At 42.8% G+C, this 18,101-nt stretch carries 14 protein-coding genes, 1 tRNA gene and 1 pseudogene (1 of these 16 cut by a window edge); 14 read left to right on the top strand and 2 right to left on the bottom strand.

The genetic code is table 11. From position 1 onward, the window contains the following. The 12 genes from EHV08_RS05160 to EHV08_RS05105 all read left to right on the top strand — a co-directional run. Positions 1–44: the 3' end of a transglycosylase SLT domain-containing protein gene (locus EHV08_RS05160; RefSeq protein WP_126678371.1), read on the top strand. The gene continues 400 nt to the left of window position 1, outside the view; the window shows 44 of its 444 coding nt (coding positions 401–444); the start codon falls outside the window, past its left edge; the stop codon is at positions 42–44. A gap of 244 nt (positions 45–288) precedes the next feature. Beyond that, positions 289–852, top strand: coding sequence for a LemA family protein (locus EHV08_RS05155; RefSeq protein WP_126678370.1), 564 nt, complete (start codon positions 289–291; stop codon positions 850–852). Between the two features lie 12 nt (positions 853–864). Continuing rightward, positions 865–1,857, top strand: coding sequence for a M48 family metallopeptidase (locus tag EHV08_RS05150; protein ID WP_126678369.1), 993 nt, complete (start codon positions 865–867; stop codon positions 1,855–1,857). Between the two features lie 21 nt (positions 1,858–1,878). Further along, positions 1,879–2,475 carry a GDSL-type esterase/lipase family protein gene (locus EHV08_RS05145; RefSeq protein WP_238988013.1) on the top strand — a complete coding sequence of 199 codons (597 nt, stop codon included), beginning with the start codon at positions 1,879–1,881 and terminating at the stop codon, positions 2,473–2,475. Positions 2,476–3,068: 593 nt separating this feature from the next. Further along, positions 3,069–5,186: a leucine-rich repeat domain-containing protein gene (locus EHV08_RS05140; RefSeq protein WP_238988012.1), complete on the top strand. Its 2,118-nt coding sequence runs from the start codon at positions 3,069–3,071 to the stop codon at positions 5,184–5,186. Positions 5,187–5,483: 297 nt separating this feature from the next. Further along, positions 5,484–6,419: a transposon Tn4555 protein TnpA gene (gene tnpA / locus EHV08_RS05135; RefSeq protein WP_004292844.1), complete on the top strand. Its 936-nt coding sequence runs from the start codon at positions 5,484–5,486 to the stop codon at positions 6,417–6,419. Positions 6,420–6,560: 141 nt separating this feature from the next. Then, positions 6,561–7,679, top strand: a complete 1,119-nt coding sequence (locus tag EHV08_RS05130) for a tyrosine-type recombinase/integrase (RefSeq protein WP_004338318.1) — start codon at positions 6,561–6,563, stop codon at positions 7,677–7,679. Positions 7,680–7,926: 247 nt separating this feature from the next. Then, the gene (gene tnpC / locus EHV08_RS05125; protein ID WP_004339687.1) at positions 7,927–8,784 is read left to right on the top strand and encodes a transposon Tn4555 protein TnpC; all 858 of its coding nucleotides are present in this window, start codon (positions 7,927–7,929) and stop codon (positions 8,782–8,784) included. Positions 8,785–8,983: 199 nt separating this feature from the next. Next, on the top strand, positions 8,984–9,358 hold the full coding sequence (locus EHV08_RS05120; RefSeq protein ID WP_004338328.1) for an excisionase family DNA-binding protein: 375 nt from the start codon (positions 8,984–8,986) through the stop codon (positions 9,356–9,358). 5 nt (positions 9,359–9,363) lie between these two features. Next, positions 9,364–10,461, top strand: a complete 1,098-nt coding sequence (locus EHV08_RS05115) for an AAA family ATPase (RefSeq protein ID WP_004348225.1) — start codon at positions 9,364–9,366, stop codon at positions 10,459–10,461. 3 nt (positions 10,462–10,464) lie between these two features. Further along, a complete protein-coding gene (locus EHV08_RS05110) occupies positions 10,465–11,580 on the top strand; it encodes a DUF6371 domain-containing protein (RefSeq protein ID WP_004292742.1) in 1,116 nt (371 codons plus the stop codon). A 282-nt stretch (positions 11,581–11,862) separates the two neighbouring features. Beyond that, the gene (locus EHV08_RS05105) at positions 11,863–13,266 is read left to right on the top strand and encodes a hypothetical protein (RefSeq protein ID WP_004292734.1); all 1,404 of its coding nucleotides are present in this window, start codon (positions 11,863–11,865) and stop codon (positions 13,264–13,266) included. Between the two features lie 92 nt (positions 13,267–13,358). Here EHV08_RS05105 and EHV08_RS05100 read toward each other — a convergent pair whose 3' ends face one another. Next, positions 13,359–14,324, bottom strand: a complete 966-nt coding sequence (locus tag EHV08_RS05100) for a CfxA family broad-spectrum class A beta-lactamase (protein WP_004339683.1) — start codon at positions 14,322–14,324, stop codon at positions 13,359–13,361. An 862-nt stretch (positions 14,325–15,186) separates the two neighbouring features. Here EHV08_RS05100 and EHV08_RS05090 point away from each other — a divergent pair. Then, positions 15,187–17,181, top strand: a pseudogene (locus EHV08_RS05090) (leucine-rich repeat domain-containing protein); the annotation flags it as partial. A gap of 27 nt (positions 17,182–17,208) precedes the next feature. Further along, on the top strand, positions 17,209–17,379 hold the full coding sequence (locus EHV08_RS11535) for a hypothetical protein (protein WP_203227052.1): 171 nt from the start codon (positions 17,209–17,211) through the stop codon (positions 17,377–17,379). Between the two features lie 306 nt (positions 17,380–17,685). Here EHV08_RS11535 and EHV08_RS05085 read toward each other — a convergent pair. Then, a tRNA-Met gene (locus EHV08_RS05085) sits at positions 17,686–17,758 on the bottom strand. Positions 17,759–18,101 lie beyond the last annotated feature (343 nt).

The raw sequence follows: 18,101 nt of genomic DNA, 5'->3' as shown, positions 1-18,101 counted from the left end.
ATTATGAGAAGGTGGTCAGACATCTAAGAAACAGCAAATTATGATAAAGTATAATCCGGACATTCACGCCCATGTGAGTGGCCGGATTATACTTTTATTAATATTGCAACTACTTCTACTCTCTGAAACTACAATATTATAAACATAAAATTAGGTTCTATAATTTAGAATGCTAACGTAAAAAGCATATCAAATAATTAAATAATTCTTAAAATTGTTCGTTGTTTTATATAAATTCACTATATTTGCATCATATATTGAAATAAATACACTTAAACTTTTCTTGTTATGGTAATAGGAATTATTATTATTGTGTTGGTTCTTGTCTTGGTGATATGGTTTATATCGCTCTACAACGGACTTGTTCGCTTGCGTAACAACCGCGAGAATGCTTTCGCCAACATTGATGTACAATTGAAACAACGTGCAGACCTTATCCCTCAACTTGTCGCAGTTGTAAAGGGTTATGCAAAGCATGAGAGTGAAACGTTGCAGAAGGTGACGGAAGCGCGTGCCGGCTTGACGCGTGCCACAACAATAAACGAGAAGATAATGGCCGACAACACTCTAACTTCGGCTCTTTCAGGACTGCGTATTCAGTTGGAGGCATATCCGGAACTTAAGGCGAACACCAACTTCCTACAACTACAGGCTGAGATTTCCGACATCGAGAACAAACTCGCAGCATCGCGTCGTTTCTTTAACTCTGCCACTCGCGAGTTGAACAATGCCGTTCAAGTGTTCCCGTCAAGCATTATCGCCGGCATGTTCCATTTCTCCAAGGAACCGATGTTTGAAATTCCACAGGAGCAACGTGCCGCAGTAGAAAAAGCCCCCGAAATACAATTCTAAAGATTACAAGGAATGAGATATGTAGGCATGCAGACCCAGCAACAGCGCAACAACCGTCTCAGTGTGTTGCTGCTATTGATGTTCCCATTGATTATTTTGGGAACGGTTTACATGTTTTTCCTAATCCTCGGTATTATTGGTCAAGGCTATTACGACAGTTATGGCAATTGGACCAGTACGTTTAATTTCAATGAGGTCAATAACGAGTTTCTTTTAGTTTTCCCCTGGGTAGTGCTTATCGTTGCCGTATGGTTTCTGATAGCATATAAGTTCAACACCTGGATTATAAAAAAGTCTGTTGGCGCACGTACGTTGGAGCGAAGAGAAAATCCGCGAGTATATAACATTGTTGAGAACCTATGTATATCTTGCGGTATGGACATACCAATGATAAATATTGTCAACGACTCTCGATTGAATGCGTTTGCCAGCGGAATAAACAAGAAGACATATACGGTCACGGTCACCACCGGATTGTTAGAAACCCTCAATGATGCCGAATTGGCCGGTGTGATAGGTCATGAACTTACGCATATCCGCAATAACGATACTCGGTTACTCATCACAAGCATCGTTTTCGTAGGTATTGTATCGACTATTGTTTCCCTTATATTCCACATGATATGGCGTGTAATGGTTTATGGTAGCAGCAATAGCCGCAATAAGAATGGTGTAAGCATAATTGTGATAATGCTTGTAGGTCTGGTGTGTGGTGCCATAGCCTACTTTTTCACAGCCATCACTCGCTTTGCCATTTCCCGCAAGCGCGAGTACATGGCAGATGCCGGTGGAGCCGAACTCTGTGGCGATCCGCTTGCATTGGCTTCTGCCCTGCGTAAGATTTCAGCAAAACCGGGACTGAAGGACTGCGGTCGCGAAGAGGTGGCACAACTTTTCATCATTCATCCAAAAGGCATGACAGAGGGAATCATGAGTTTGTTCTACTCCATTTTCAGCACCCATCCCGATACCAATAAGCGCATAGAGATATTGGAGCAGTTCTGAACAATGCCGATAAAATGGAGTATGAAGAAAATATTATTGTTAATACTTGCTTTGTCATTGCTGCCGGTGAAAGCGCAGCATACCGATTTCAAACCATTCCCACATTATAACAAGCGGCTTGCCGAGTTTGAAAATGAGAAACCCATAGACAGTGAAACGATAGTAATGCTTGGTGACAGCATGACAGAGTTCGGCTTAGATTGGAACCCTCGTCTCGGTGGAACAAACATCGTGAATCGTGGAATAATGAGCGATACGGCGAATGGCGTACTATATCGTCTCGACAAAATCCTTGCAGAACGTCCGAAGGCAATATTCCTGATGATAGGTATCAACGACCTTAGTCACAACCTCACGGCACAGGAGGTGGCAACCATGATAAACCGTCTTGTAAAGCGAATTCATGATGAAGCCCCCAATACACGGCTCTATGTTGAAAGTTGTCTTCCTATAAACGAAGGTTTCGGCAGATGGAAAACCCTTGCGGGGAGGAGCGGTGACATACCGGAGATAAACCGTTTGGTGAGTGAGTATTGCAGCCGCCTTGATGTTGAGTTATCTCTATCCTCGTTTCCTTCAACGTGGAACCGACCAGTTGCGAAAAGAACTCACTCGTGACGGCCTACACCTTTCCCCCGCAGGTTATAAGATTTGGGGATATGAACTCCGACCTCATGTAAGAAAACTGATGAAGGCACATCACGACTGACTTTTTATCAGACACCATTTTCATTAGTTCGTCACAAAACTCGTTCAAAAGTCATGCTGTTATCATTTTTCTTGATAATGTTTTATGTTATTTCTTTGATAGAATCAGTATCTTTGCAGCATATCCCTATAATGAGACCTCTGTAGAATGAGCACATTGCAATGTATGCTCGTTTTGCAGAGGCCTCATTTTTCTTTCCGGACTCTCATAGCATTTGGGATAAAAAGGAGAATCAAGTAAGTGTTTGCTCAACAAAATGTTTAGTTTGCACAACAAAAAGTATAATTTGTCAATAAATATTTGCTTGGCTATAATAAAATATTTACCTTTGTAGCCTAATAGTAATATATATATCAATGATAAATGAGAGTCGTAAAGAATATGTGGATAACCTGTGATTAGAAGCCATTTTTTAGGCTTTGGATTTCAAGAGTTGCTTAATTGGAACGAGTACGACGAAATATATTATAATTATTAATAACAATTTTAATTAATGATAAATATGATGAAAATTAAACTTTTATTATTGGCATTGCTGTTTACAGCGATACCAAAGAATATGTGGGCATACACCAAGGATGATGTTGTCACATTTGACAATCTTACCTATAAAGTCCTTGTGCCGGAAGGTGTACCAGATAAAGATCCCTCATTGATGTTTGTTGGCACAAATGTGTCGGGAGCATTGGTTATTCCTTCTCACGTATCTGATGGTAAGGGAGTAAATTTCACGGTTACAGCGGTTGGCTCTCATGGTACATATAAATGTGAGAATGTTACGTCGATTACATTGCCGGAAACAATCGAGACAATAGAAAAATCAAGTTTTCGCGATGCCCAAGTCGCAAAAATCACTATTCCTAAAAACGTATCAAAAATAGAACCTACGGCGTGGTTGAGTATGAAAGCAATTCCCGAGTTCGAAGTTGTTACAGATAATCCTTATTTTGACTCAGACAGCGATGGAGTGCTCTATACGGAAAATAAGAAAGATTTGCGTGCTGTCCCGTCAAACATAGCAGAGAAGAAAGGGGAAACTTACACGATAGATGCAAGCGTAAAGTCGATTAATAAAGCTGCCTTTCATATGAACCCCGGTTTGAAGAAAGTAGTATTGCCTCCTAATTTGGAAACGGTAGAAGAAGGCTGGCCTTCAATTGCTGCGACAAGTGAATTAGAGGCATTTGTGGAACCTACTACTCCCGGTACTACAAAATTTGAAGTTATAGACGGAGTTCTTGTCAGAAAAGCCCCGACTCCCAAAAGGTTGGTTCTTTATCCACACGCAAAGAACGAGGAGAATTATATGGTTCCCACAGGTGTGAAAGAAATTGCTTCTTATGGTATTGCCGGCAATCAGAACATGACTTCTATTGATTTGAATGAAGTGACAAATATCGACATCTCTGCTCTTGTAGATCTTGGGAAACTTAAGAAAATCATTTTGCCTAAGGATCTCAAAAAGAAAGGATTGAAAGAAGGTGCTTTTGAGGGATGTCAGGCACTTGAAGAATACGTGGTAGCGGAAGGTAATACTGATTTTTCTGCTGAAGACGGTGTTCTATTCTCAAAAGACCAAAGTCTTCTCTATGCCTATCCGCTTGGAAAGCCCGCCACTTCTTACACTATTCCCGATAAGGTTAAGAAAATCGGTACAAAGGCTTTTCAGGGTGCAAGAAAACTGACTACTTTGGTGATTCCAACTAACGTAGAGGATATATCAGAACAGGCGTTCCGTCAAAATTACAGGCTTACCTCTGTTACGTTCCTCGAACCGTCCAAGATTACAAATCTTAATGGGTATTCGTTTTGGCAATGCCCAAGACTGAAAGAAGTGACCTTGCCTTCTTCCATCACTGAGATAGGAAGAGTTTTTGAAGCATGTGATAGTTTGCATACAATCAACGTTCCCGATAATTCGAAATTGGAGACTATTAAAGAGAGTGCATTTATATCGAATACACAATTGAAGCATTTCAATTTCAAGGGAACATGTCCTTTGAAAAATATCAAGGAGAATGCTTTTGCAAAAGCCGAGAATCTTGAAAGATTCGATTTCCCTAAAACGGTAACTAATATCGGACGTAATGCTTTCAACGGATGTAAGAATATGAAGGCTGCAAAATTCGATGAGAATGCTGCAATTGATTCAATTGGGGCAGGTGCTTTTGCCGACTGTGGTTTGGAAAGTCTCGATATACCTAAGAACGTGAAGGAAATTAAAAAAGAAGCATTCCGCAATTGTGGGGCTCTTGAGAAAATTAAGATAGAAAAGTACACAACCAAGATTCATCCTGAGGCGTTTAAGTATTGCGATAAACTGACAGAGATTAATGTGGATAAGGAAAATTCAGTGTACTCAAGCGTTGACGGTTACTTGCTTTCGCAGGATAAGGAAGAACTCATTATCTTCCCTCCCGGAAAGGCTAATGACAAGTTTACTTTGCTTCCTCCTTCTATTAAGAGGATAGGTGACTACTCTTTCCTTGATTGTCGAAACCTTAAGAATGTAATTATACCTAATAAGGTTGAAAAAATTGGTAAGCGTGCTTTCGCAAACTGTATTTATAACCATAGAACAACCAAAACTAATCAGAAATATCCGAGTGTAAATCTTTAATTACCAGCATATTCTAAAATTTAACACTTTTCGGTTGCCATTTGTCGCTTCCCAAATTTCCACATATTTTTGAGACGTATTTCTGACGTGGAGAATTTGCGGGGCTTGTTTTTTGTCACACCGTGCAGACAGTTGACAAGGGTTTACAACCGTTTACGACAAGCGACAATAACCGCCCCGATATGCGGAAACAGTCACACTGTGTAGAAAAGCGACAATGGTTGACTTCCGTTCACATCCGTTTACCATTTCAGAGATATAGGATTGAAGAAATGAACCATTAAACGATAAAACGGTATGAAAGCAACCAGAAAATGCAGTTTTTGCGGCAAGTCCTTTGTAACCCGAAGCGGTATGCAAAGATATTGCAGTGAGGCTTGTCAGGCAGAAGCCAAACGAGCCAGAGTGATGCAGAAGAACAACCTCTTCAAAGTCGCCCAACCCTTGATGGAGATACAGCATCAGGAGTATCTCACCTTTTCCAAAGCAGCCATCCTCATGGGCTGTTCCCGACAGTACATTTACAAACTTGTAGCCATCGGCAAGCTGAAAGCCTCACGCATCAGCAACCGCATGGCATTCATCCGCAGAGCCGACATCGAGCAGATGTTGGAGGGCAATCCCTATCACCGCATCCTGCCCGGCAACACCTCCACACCAAGGAAATCATCTTCATCTTCCTTACCTGCCAAAAGAGAAAAAAGGGAAAAGGAAAGCGAAGAAGTGTTGGACTTCTATTCGGGCGAGGAGGTGATGTCCCTTTTTAAGGTAAAGCAGTCATGGCTTTACACTTCCGCCAAGCGTAACCATATCCCCATCTGCCGTATCGCAGGAAAGAACTATTACAGCAAGAAGCATATTGACGAGTTTTTCGGTGTGGCAGTTGATATTAGCGAAATTACCGACTGGCTACTGACCGAGGAGGTGGAGGAACTGTTCGGCATGAAGCCGACCGCACTCCGTGCCTACACCTATCGCCATAAGATACCCACTAAAAGAGAGTACGGGCGTACCTATTACTCCAAATCACATTTGAACGAACTCCGCAGAACTGACCTTGTGAACGATGAACGCTACTATACCGTTGAGCAGGTGCAGCAAATCTATGGTCTTTCGTCAGCCAACATCTGCCATATCGTCAAGGTGAAGCACATCGAAAAGATAAAGGTGGGTGTGAAAAACCTGCTTTTGCGCTCAGATGTGGAGCGTGTCATGGCTGAAAGGAACAAATAACCGTGAAAAATCGGGATTATCGAAAATTATTTCAAAATGATGTATCGTGGAGGTATTCACGGATATTTCACGTTGTTCCTTTGCCATCGGAAACATGGATACAACTCCAAAATGTATACAACCAATTAAAACATAATTATTATGAGTAAATGCAAAACAGTTACCTTGCGTAAGCGCAAGATTAAGAACGGGACACAGTATTCACTATGCCTTGACTACTATCCCGGCTACCGTGACAATGTCACCATGAGAGTGATTACACGTGAAGCCTTAGGAATTTACATCTTCGCCAAACCTGCAAACCAGCAGGAACGGGACTTCAACGCACGCATGATGAAGAAAGCGGTCATCCTGCGCAACCAGCGCTACGAAGCCATTTTCAATGAAAACAACGGCTTTTTTGACAAGACCAAGATGAAGGGCGATTTCCTTGCCTATTTCAAAGGACTGGCTGACCGCAAGAATATCAAGTGGCAGCACGTATACAAGCATTTCCAGCGGTTCGTGAACGGCAAATGCACCTTTGAGGAGGTGGATGTGGATTTGTGCCGCAAGTTCATGGAATACCTGCTTGATGCACCCCAATCCATCCACACCAACCAAAAGCTGCACATCAACTCCGCAGCAGGCTATTGGTCAACTTTCCGTGCCGTGCTGCACACCGCTTACCGTGACAGGAAGATAAAGGAGAACCCAAACGGCTTCTTAGACCGCATCGAGTGCATTCCCACCATCAGGGAGCATTTGAGCCAAGAGGAACTGATACGGCTTGCCGAAACACCCTGTGAGGAGGAGGTCTTGAAAAAAGCTTTTCTTTTCGCCTGTCTTACGGGACTGAGAAAGAGCGACATCAGACAGCTCACGTGGCAGCAGATACAACCATACACCAACGGCAGGATGTTCGTTACCACCCGTATGCAGAAAACCAAAGAAATAGTGCATAACCCCATCAGTGATGAAGCCTATGGACTGCTGGGAGAACGGGGCGAGGGACTTATCTTTGAGGATTTCAAGGACAAGATGCTGCAAGGACCACTCCAACGGTGGCTCACGGCAGCAGGGATAACCAAGAAAATCACCTTTCACTGTACCCGCCACAGCTTCGGAAGCCTGCACGTGGAAATGGGAACGGACATGGCTGTCATCCAAGCCTATCTCGGACATAAGAACATTACCACCACACAAATCTATTCCAAGATAGCAGCGCAGCAGATGTGTCAGGTGGTGGACAAGATAACCTTGAAGCGCAAGGAGGCATAAATGTCTCACATTGACAGGTATTCAGAGGGGCGGTTATGGCTACAAGGCTATAATCGCCCCTCTATGTTTTTGGCTTGATGCCACCATTTATAAGCCCCTCAGAGTATGAAACAGAGTATGATATGATGACATTTCGTGAAATACATTGAAAAAGACCGTTCTAACCGCAAATAACGGGCAGTAATTGGGAAAAATAGCATTAACTTTGCACAAAATAATACAGGAACATTCAATCTCTCAACGAAATATGGAATCATCAATCAAGGACAAATACATCATCTTGGGCTTTGTCGGCTTCGCCATCGTCCTAATATCTTCCATTGCCACGCTGGTAATAGCGGACAGCTTCAACCAAGACAACTTTGTCAGGTGGATAGTATTCGTATGCTGTAACCTGTTGGGATGGTTGCTCTATCTCTCCTTTCAGACACTTATCTTTGATACATACGAAATCTACAAAATCAAGTTCGGCAAGAAAGAAACGATTGCCGAAGCCATAGAGGTGCAGGAAGAACTGTCACAAAATACACTTGAAGAAGCCACATCTGTGCCTGGACCTACATCAGTCCCTGAGCCTGTACCCGAATCATCCCCGACAAAAGAAGAGACACTTATCCAAACACAACCGATAGAGCTTACTATCGCCCCGGATCTTCACGAAAAGAACCGTGCCAATTACGCAAGCAGAGAGCAACGGGAAAAGGAAGAGCGCATCCGCATGGTCATGGAGTATTGCCATTATTACCTGCCTCGCATTGCCGACCAAGAAACCGTGAACCACATCTGTACTGAGGTGGACAAATGGATGAATCTTAACACTTATACCCCGAAGCCCATACAAAGACCGTTTACCAAAGACATCAACAACATTCCACTCCGTCACTTCGTATGGAATATCTCTGAGCGTTTCCTGTACAAGAGATACTACAATGGGGATAACCGTGCCAAGTTCATCAAAGCCCTTTTCCCGAAATCGTTTGCTGATACAGACTTATCAACCATCAAGAATTTCAAGGTAGAGCCGTTAAAGACGGAAATTCCCATTGATGAACCCGAAAACGGCAAACTTGATTTCCACTATCCCGAGGATTATGTGCGGAATTAGGATAATCACGACACCAACGACAACCATCCGGTAACTCATAACCGCCTGTTTTACATCGTTTCCCGAGTAATTTTACCCGTCATTTATGGCTGGGCTTAATTATTCGGGAATTATTTTGCAATGACGTGTCGTGGAGATATTCACGGATATATCATTTCAGTCCTTTGCGCCAAGTCTTACAAAAGAGACGAGTACGCGAATGGAAAAATCAATTCTTACCTTCAACGACCTCCCCGAGGTTGTCGCTCAGCTTCGAGACGAAGTGATGAGCCTGAAAAGCCTGCTCGCCGAGCAGCGCAGTGTGAACAATGCCAAAACGGTGGACACCCACGTGCCCATGTCTGTGGACGAGGCAGCAGAGTATTTAGGTATCCCTAAGGGTACGCTCTACATGAAACTGTCAGAAGGGACAATCCCTGCCACCAAGCCCGGCAAACGCTATTGCCTTTACCGTGACGAACTGGACAAGTGGCTGGAAACCGCCCGAAAGAATCCCATACCGTTGTCAGACGAGGAACTGAACAAGTCCTTATCCTCTTCCCACCGTCGCAAGCCCAACCCACGTAACTGGTGAATGATATGGAAGAGGATAAGAACTATATCAACCTGATACGTGGCGACCTCACAAAAGCATCCCAAGCGCATAACGGTATGCCCGACAGTGTAGGCATGATGAATATCAAGACGGCAAACCAAACCATTCTTGAAGCATCGTTATTGCCTACGCCCCGTGCGCTGTGGGACAGCTTTTGGTACGAGGGGGAACTCTCCTGCTTGTTTGCCGATTCCAACGTGGGCAAGTCCATCCTTGCCGTGCAGATAGCCGACCGCATCGCCCGAACCGACAATGTGCTGTATCTGGACTTTGAACTGTCCGAAAAGCAGTTCCAGCTCCGCTATACCAACGAGCATGGAGAGCTCTACACCTTTCCCGACAAACTCTATCGGGTGTCTATTGACTGCAACCAGCTTTTGGATGCCAACTTTGAGGAAGCTATCATAGGCGGCATTGAACAGATGGCTGTGCAGACCGACTGCAAGATTTTCATCATTGACAATCTTACCTACCTGTGTTGCGCCATGGAGAAAGGCGATGCCGCAGGACGGCTGATGATTCAGCTGAACAATCTCAAAAAGAGATATGCGCTCTCTATCCTTGTCCTAGCACATACGCCCAAACGCTCTTTGGATTGTCCCATCACATCCAACGACCTTGCCGGAAGCAAACGGCTCTACAATTTCTTTGACAGCGTGTTCACCATTGGAAAAAGTGCCCAAGACGGAGGGCTTCGCTATGTGAAGCAGCTTAAAGTGCGCTATGGCACGTTCTCTCATGATGCGGATAATGTAATCGTTTACGAGATTGACAAGGTGGATGCTTTCTTGCAGTTCGTGTTCAGGGGCTATTCCACGGAAAAGGAACACTTGAAAAAATTGGGCGACAATGAATCAAGCCAAAGGGATTGCCAAATTCTGCAACTCTCCCAATCGGGCAAGTCCGTCAGGGAGATAGCCTCACAGGTGAATTGTGGCAAGTCCACCGTAAACCGTATCATCCAGCGCAGCAAAGAGAGTAAAAACGCAGGTGTCCCAAGTGTCCCACTGTCCCAACCCTTAGAGTGTGGGACAATGGGACAGGATGGGACAGCCGACAATCAACCATCAAAAACGGACTAAGCTATGGGCAATTATTCATTACAGAAGTATAAAGGAACGGCAACACGGCATACCTGCCCCAAATGCGGAGACAGGCATTCTTTCGTCTATTACGTGGACGAAAATAATGTGCCGTTGCATCCATCGGTCGGCAGATGTAACCACGAAAGCGGTTGTGGGTATCACTACACTCCGAAAGAGTATTTTCAAGAGCATCCTGAACACAGAACTACCAATGATTTCTCTTTTGACAGGCAAAGAGCAGAGCAGAAGAAAGTGAAGCAGCAAAGTAAGCCGACAGCCATCGGCTATATTCCCCCTCACTATGTGGAGAAGTCGCAAAGCGAGCGTAGCAATTTCTTCCGTTTCCTCTTCACACTCCTTACTTCCTACTATGGCGACAAGGCGAAAGAGGTGTTGAAGCGGTTGTTGGAGGAATACCGTTTGGGGGCTACCCGTGACGGCTCTGTTATCTTTTGGCAGATAGACAGGACGGGCAAGGTACGCACGGGAAAGGTGATGCAGTACAATCCCGAAGACGGACACCGTATCAAGGGAGGACAGACATCGGCAGTGAACTGGATACACAGCATATTGAAAAAGCAGCGTGTGTTGGCAGAGGATTGGCAACTATCCCAATGCCTTTTCGGGGAACACTTGTTGAAAACGCATCCCGACAAGGTGGTGGTCTTGGTGGAATCCGAGAAGAGTGCCGTTATCGGTTCTGCTATCTTCCCCGATTATGTATGGCTGGCTACGGGTGGTAAGAGTCAGATGAGAGAAGAGAAACTCCGTGTACTGTCAGGGCGAACCGTGCTTCTCTTTCCCGATGCCGATGCTTATGCCGAGTGGAAACAGCGAGCCGAGAGCATGTACTTTTGTAAGGTGGTGGTTTCGGACATCATCGAAAGGAATGCCACCCCGAAACAAAAAGAAGCCCATATCGACATAGCCGATTGGATTATCTTTCAGATACGGGAGGGCAAGGTGATGAGTACAGCCAACCACTTGGTCGAGGCTGAGAGAATCCTCCAGCGGATGATAGAGAAGAATCCCGTCCTGCAAAAACTGATAGACGATTTAGACCTTGTGCTGGTCGGTGCATCTCCAATCGGCAACGATGATGAAAAACCTCCCTGACGGAGGAGAGCGGAAGCCGTAGGCTGGAGTTTGCAGACAATGGCTTGCCATTGATATAGCCCACTATAACTACACGCTCCGCTTACGTAGTTGTGGGCTCTCCCGAGGGGATTAGGGTTTTACCCTAATGACCCACTCAGGGCGTTTCTCCCCTGAGAACCCAGAGCAAAGAGTGACCCTCTCTTTGCAATCTCCGCTTATGGGTTGCACCCCTAAGAACCCCATGCGTTTACGGACAGCGGAAAAGCAAACAATAAAGTACAAACCAAAAAACAAGTATCTATGGCAACAAAATCAAGCATACATATCAAGCCCTGCAACATCGCATCGAGCGAGGCTCACAACAGGAGGACTGCCGAATACATGCGCCACATCGGAGAGTCCAGAATCTATGTCGTTCCTGAACTATCCACCGATAACGAACAGTGGATAAATCCCGACTTCGGCAGTCCGGATTTGCGGATGCATTATGACAATATCAGACAGATGGTAAAGGAAAAGACCGGACGTGCCATGCAGGAAAAGGAGCGTGAACGCAAAGGCAAGAACGGTAAAATAGTCAAGATTGCGGGATGCTCCCCCATACGTGAAGGAGTGCTGCTTGTCAGGTCGGACACCACACTGGCAGACGTGCGTAAATTCGGTGAGGAGTGTCAAAGACGCTGGGGAATCACACCGCTGCAAATCTTCCTGCACAAGGATGAAGGGCATTGGCTGAACGGTCAGCCGGAAGCGGAAGACAGGGAAAGCTTCAAAGTCGGGGACAGATGGTTCAAGCCGAACTATCATGCCCATATCGTTTTCGACTGGATGAACCACGAAACAGGAAAGAGCCGAAAGCTCAATGACGATGACATGATGCAGATGCAGACCCTTGCATCCGACATCCTGCTGATGGAACGCGGGCAGTCAAAGGCTGTCACTGGTAAGGAGCATCTGGAACGGAACGACTTTATCATTGAGAAGCAGAAAGCTGAACTGCAACGCATGGATGCAGCCAAACGGCACAAAGAAGAACAGATAAATCTTGCCGAGCAGGAACTGAAACAGGTGAAATCAGAAATACGCACTGACAAGTTAAAGAAGACAGCCACCACGGCAGCGACAGCCATAACTAGTGGAGTTGCTTCTCTTTTCGGGAGTGGAAAACTGAAAGAACTGGAACGTGCCAACGAAAAACTGCAAGACGAGGTTTCAAAACGGAACACCAATATTGAAAAATTGCAGAGCCAAGTACAGCAGATGCAGAAACAGCATGATACGCAAATCCACAATCTCAGAGAAATGCACAGGCAGGAACTTGACATGAAAGAAAAAGAACTGTCACGGCTCGCCAGAATCATAGACAAGGCTTTCAGGTGGTTTCCGATGTTCAGGGAAATGCTGCGCATGGAAAAGTTTTGTGCCATGCTGGGATTCTCTAAAGAAATGACTGAAAGTCTTATAGTCAAAAAAGAAGCCCTGAAATGTAGCGGTAAAATCTATTCCGAGCAACACAGGCGGAACTTTGATATAAAGGATGATATTTTAAGGGTGGAAAATGACCCTGACGATGAAAGCAGGCTGAACCTGACAATAAACAGGAAGCCGATTGCCGACTGGTTCAGGGAGCAATGGCACAGGCTTAGATATGGAGCAAGAGTGCCGCAACAGGAAGAAAGAAAAAGTAGAGGATTCAAATTATAATAGAAGCAATTTGATTAGTAATCTAAAAGCACTCCGATAACGATTAGAGTGCTTTTAGATTGTTTATCATTAATTATCAAAGCAAGTGCAGTTTAAGATTTTACTGAAGTTTGCATTAATAAAGAATATACTACAGCTGATATATGCGCAACATATTGTGACGCTTGTGATTCATTTCCCTTGAAATCCTTAACAAATACCGCTAAGGTATAACTGATATTATTAGGCAGACATATATAGGCAACATCATTGTGAGCTGCAAGAACACCATTTTCATTAACATAACCTGAACCTGTCTTATGCGCTATAACAACCCCTTCTTTATCAAGAAGTGGAGCTGCTATCCTATCTACACCTGTTTTGCATTCTTTTAACGTATTCTTAATGAAACTTTGTTTCTCATCATCGATAAGACCTTCAGTAAACAAACGATTCATCAACATTGCAGCACCAAGAGGAGATGTATAGTTAGAGTAAGCCTTGTTATGGTCAGCCGACATTTCCTCTTCCGTATAAGCTATCTGAAAACTTGAACGAGGAATGAGTGTGGCTATAAAACTATCTGTTTGAGCGACATTAACCATATCCTTAAACATAAGGTTGCTTGCATTGTTGTCACTCTGAGTAAGAGTATAACGCAGCAAATCTCTCACTGTCAATGATATGACTGGCCCTGAATAATCTTTCAGCATAGGACTCCAAGTCTTTGGGTCAAGTTTATCCCTATTTATATTTACTAAGGTATCAAGTGAAATTCCTTTATTGTCAAAGTCATTACAAAGAGCTAATGCCTGATGAACCTTAAACACACTCATCATAGGATAAACACTCTTATTATTGACCTTAACCGTATCTCTGTTATTAACAATAACCGCCACACCAATTTCGCCAGGACAAGCTGAGACAATTTGAGAAATGCTATCAGTCAAAACATTTGTTAAAGGAGGATTTGCGCTATCTTTTGTCGCTGATTTATGGAACAATGAAAATACCAAGATGAAAATGCAAACTAAAGCTATACTCAAAACTACGATTTGTTTTTTTCTGTTTTTTTCCATGTTTATATTATTTATATTTGTTTGACGAGAATATCTTTATTTGCCGACAAAGGTACATAACTTTACGGAAAAATATGTTTCTAAAATATATAAATAGACAGCTGTGGGGAAAATGTGGGGAAAAATTAGATAATTAAAAAGGCTAAATGACTGGAAATAATCACTTAGCCTTTTAATCCGTACCCAGACCCGTACTTCGTAATTGCTGCGCCCATCATTCAAGACTGTCAAATCGGGTCTTTCCTGTCAAGCCAATGATGCCTATGCGTATGCCAAACACATGGATTACGGATTTCTCGTTCCGTGAACAAACACTTTATCCGCAACTCTGCTATGTGGTGTATTGGCTTAACTCCATTTCTATGGGCAACACTTTTGTTGCAGATTTCAAGCAGCTTTTATCGAAATACCCATCAGTAAGAACTCGTTTATTAGGCTTTCCTCATAATTGGGAACAAGAGCCTTTGTGGAGATAAAATAATTGCCCTGTTTCTTAAAAAGCACTGGGGCAAACCAGCTCCGTCTTTAATTGTTTCCAATAAATGGATTGTTTCAAGCCCCTATAGAAAGAGAACAAAAATTCCTGTGTGAAAATTAATCTACGACAAGGAGCAAGCAAGGAGCAATATCAAACAAAAATCAATACCTTTGCAGTACATATGAGATAGACCAAAACAAAAGTGGAATATCGGAAACGAATAGCAAGGAAAAGAGAAGAAACGACCCAAGTTGATGTCCTTTTTGAGTTAATAATCAATAAAAGCGTTAAATCTTCACCTTTTAGAATGTGCAATTAAAAATAACAACCATATTTCTGACTTATTATCTATAAAATATTGAGTAATAATCGGTTGTAAATACAGTCTCTAAAAATTTGAAGCATTTCAATTTCGAAGGAAGTTGTCAACTTAAAGAAATTGAATCAGATGCTTTTGCCTACTTGCCAAAACTTGAGTCTTTTAAATTTCCCAAGACAGTAACGACTATTAAAACCAATGCTTTCAGGGGTTGTAAGGGTATGACTACGGCGGAATTTCCTGACGATGCCGAGATTGAAATTATTGGTAAGGGTGCTTTTGCAGACTGCGGATTGACGAAATTTACCGTTCCTAAGAACGTGAATGAAATCGAACGCGAAGCTTTTAACAAGTGTGAGGCTCTAACTGTTGTAAATATCTCAGACAAGACTACAAAAATTAGTCCCGAGGCTTTCAAGTCCTGCTTTAAACTCACAGATATCAATGTGAGTAAAGATAACACAGTTTACTCCAGTGTTGATGGTTACCTCTTGTCTAAGGATAAGGAAACATTGAAAATATTCCCTGCAGGTAAGGCCAACGACCGTTTTACACTGCTACCTCCTTCTATCACGACTATCGGTGAATATGCTTTCTATGATTGTAAGGTGCTGAAGAATGTGGTAATCCCCAACTTGGTAACTAAGATAGAAAAGCGTGCCTTCGGTCTCTGCACTAACCTGAATTTGATTACATTCCTCTGCGATAAGGTGATTGACCCGGCCAATATTAACCAGGCTACAAACGAGATGTCATTCGATGATGGTACCCAAACTAATGGTAAAAGTATGTTTGATAACATCACCATCCATGTTCGTAAGGAACTTTATGATGAGTATAATTCAAAAGATTTCTACAATAAATTTAAAGGAGTTATAGAACAATCATTCGATGTAGGCACCGAAGAGTATATTCCTGTATCTGAAACCGTAGTGGATATGCTCAAAACGAAATCCACAGACCATACATTTGTGTTGCCTACAAGCGTTAAACATCCTACCAAAGACAAGATTTACAATGTGAATTTGATTGGTGACTATGCATTCCAGAAGACTACTGATAAAGTGAAGGAAGTGGTAGTGAAAAAAGACATTGAATATATCGGTGCCAAGGCTTTCGTTACTAACATTAAAGATAATAAGAGTACCGTGGAGAGTGTGTTCTTCCTTGAGAGTGAGCCTACTAAGAGGATGTTGAGTACTACTCGCTTTGAGTTGGATGAAACCAATAACAACTACAGTGAGTTCGCATCAACAACTAATATATATGTAAAGAAATCGGCACTTGAAAAATATAAGAGTGCGTGGAAAAAGGAAGTATATAATATTCCTACTCATGATTACAAACCGAGTTCTTTTGATTTCACTTCACAGCTTAAATACCAGATTCCGGGCGTAAATATCACAAACAAATTTGGTACATTTGCTCGTGAGTTCGATGTTGATTTCAGTGTTTACAAGGAAGAAAATCATCACACTGATGTTGCAGCCTTCGTTTCAAAGAACAGCGATATTAAAGACGGCAAAGGTGAATACGGTACTTCTACTTATCATGTTAGGATGAAGAGTATAGACGAAAATGGAGGTCCTAATGGCGCATATGGATATGTACCAGCCTATACAGGTGTATTGCTGAAGGTTCTTGACAAAGAAGCCACTCCAGCCGATTTCTATTATGCTATCGGTGAGAAAGATGACCAGACCTTCAACATTACAAACAACATCATGCATGGTGTTACCGTAAATTCAAAACCTGTGTCTCCAACAGAGAATGGCGGTCCTGTTTATGTAATTTCAAAGAAGAAAGGTATCTTTAAGAAACTTACAACTACCATAAATCAATTCCCCATCCATAAGGCTTATGCAGTATTAGCCGGCGTACCTGCAGGGGCTAAGGTAACGTTCTCCTTCTCTGATGATGATTCCTCAACAACCGGCATCATGTCACTTGATGCTGATACACCTTCTGAGGATGTTTATTATAACCTCAATGGACAGCGTGTTGATACACCACAACATGGTATCTTTATCAAGAATGGACAAAAGGTAATTATTAAATAACAACGAAGGAATAATAACAAAATAATTATGGAAAAAAAGAAATATATTATACCGGTAACAGAGGCTGTACGTCTGAATAGCGAATACATCATGCTGACTGCGAGTCCTGGTGTAGGTGGTGGATTCAATCCCGACGACGAAGAAATAGGAGCAAAGGAGAATAATATGTTTGACGAAGAGACTTCTGATGAGTGGTAAAACCGAATTGCTCTTGATAAATTGGATGTTGAATTAAATTCTAATTATCCAAATCTATATAGTAATGAGTCCGGTATTGCACCGGGCTCATTATGTTTTACTTCAGTTTTGTTCTTTTACATTAGTGTCCGCAAAATACAAAATTGCTCCACTCAACTACTTTTATGCCAAGAGTTGAGTGTTTTTTGTTATATAGACAAACCCTATCCTTTTTTCTACTGAGCCGAGGTAACTGCGACCGGAAGCATGTGCAGAGTATTGACGTAGCAAAAAAAAGAAACCCAACTAATTGTTGGGTTTCGTGTGTTGCGGAGGCAAGACTCGAACATGCGACCTCCAGGTTATGAGCCTGGCGAGCTACCAACTGCTCCACTCCGCGATATAATCAATTAAGTTCAAGTGTCTTAAAAGACCTTTTTTCTTAATTGCGAGTGCAAAGGTACTGCTTTTTTCCCACATATCCAAATAAATATTGTTTTTTTTGTTTTTTTCGTACTTGGTATATCCATTTGTAGAGTCAACTACGAACTACAAAATTACGCAATTCATTATCCTTGAATCGCATCTTTTTTGGCTTAAACTCCAATCTGCCATTACGATTCATGTGCTTAGTTTTGATGTTACCGGAATGCTTCCTTGCTGATTTAGTCCGCTTGCCGCCATCTGCGCAGCCATTTTATCTCGCCGTAGCCTGCTATGCCTTCAATGAAACGTCAGTACAT

The sequence above is a fragment of the Prevotella koreensis genome (assembly GCF_003977605.1).
GTDB classification, from domain to species: Bacteria; Bacteroidota; Bacteroidia; order Bacteroidales; family Bacteroidaceae; genus Prevotella; species Prevotella koreensis.
The sequence above is the reverse complement of the archived record's forward strand: the minus strand, read 5'-3'. Positions and strand labels throughout refer to the sequence as shown.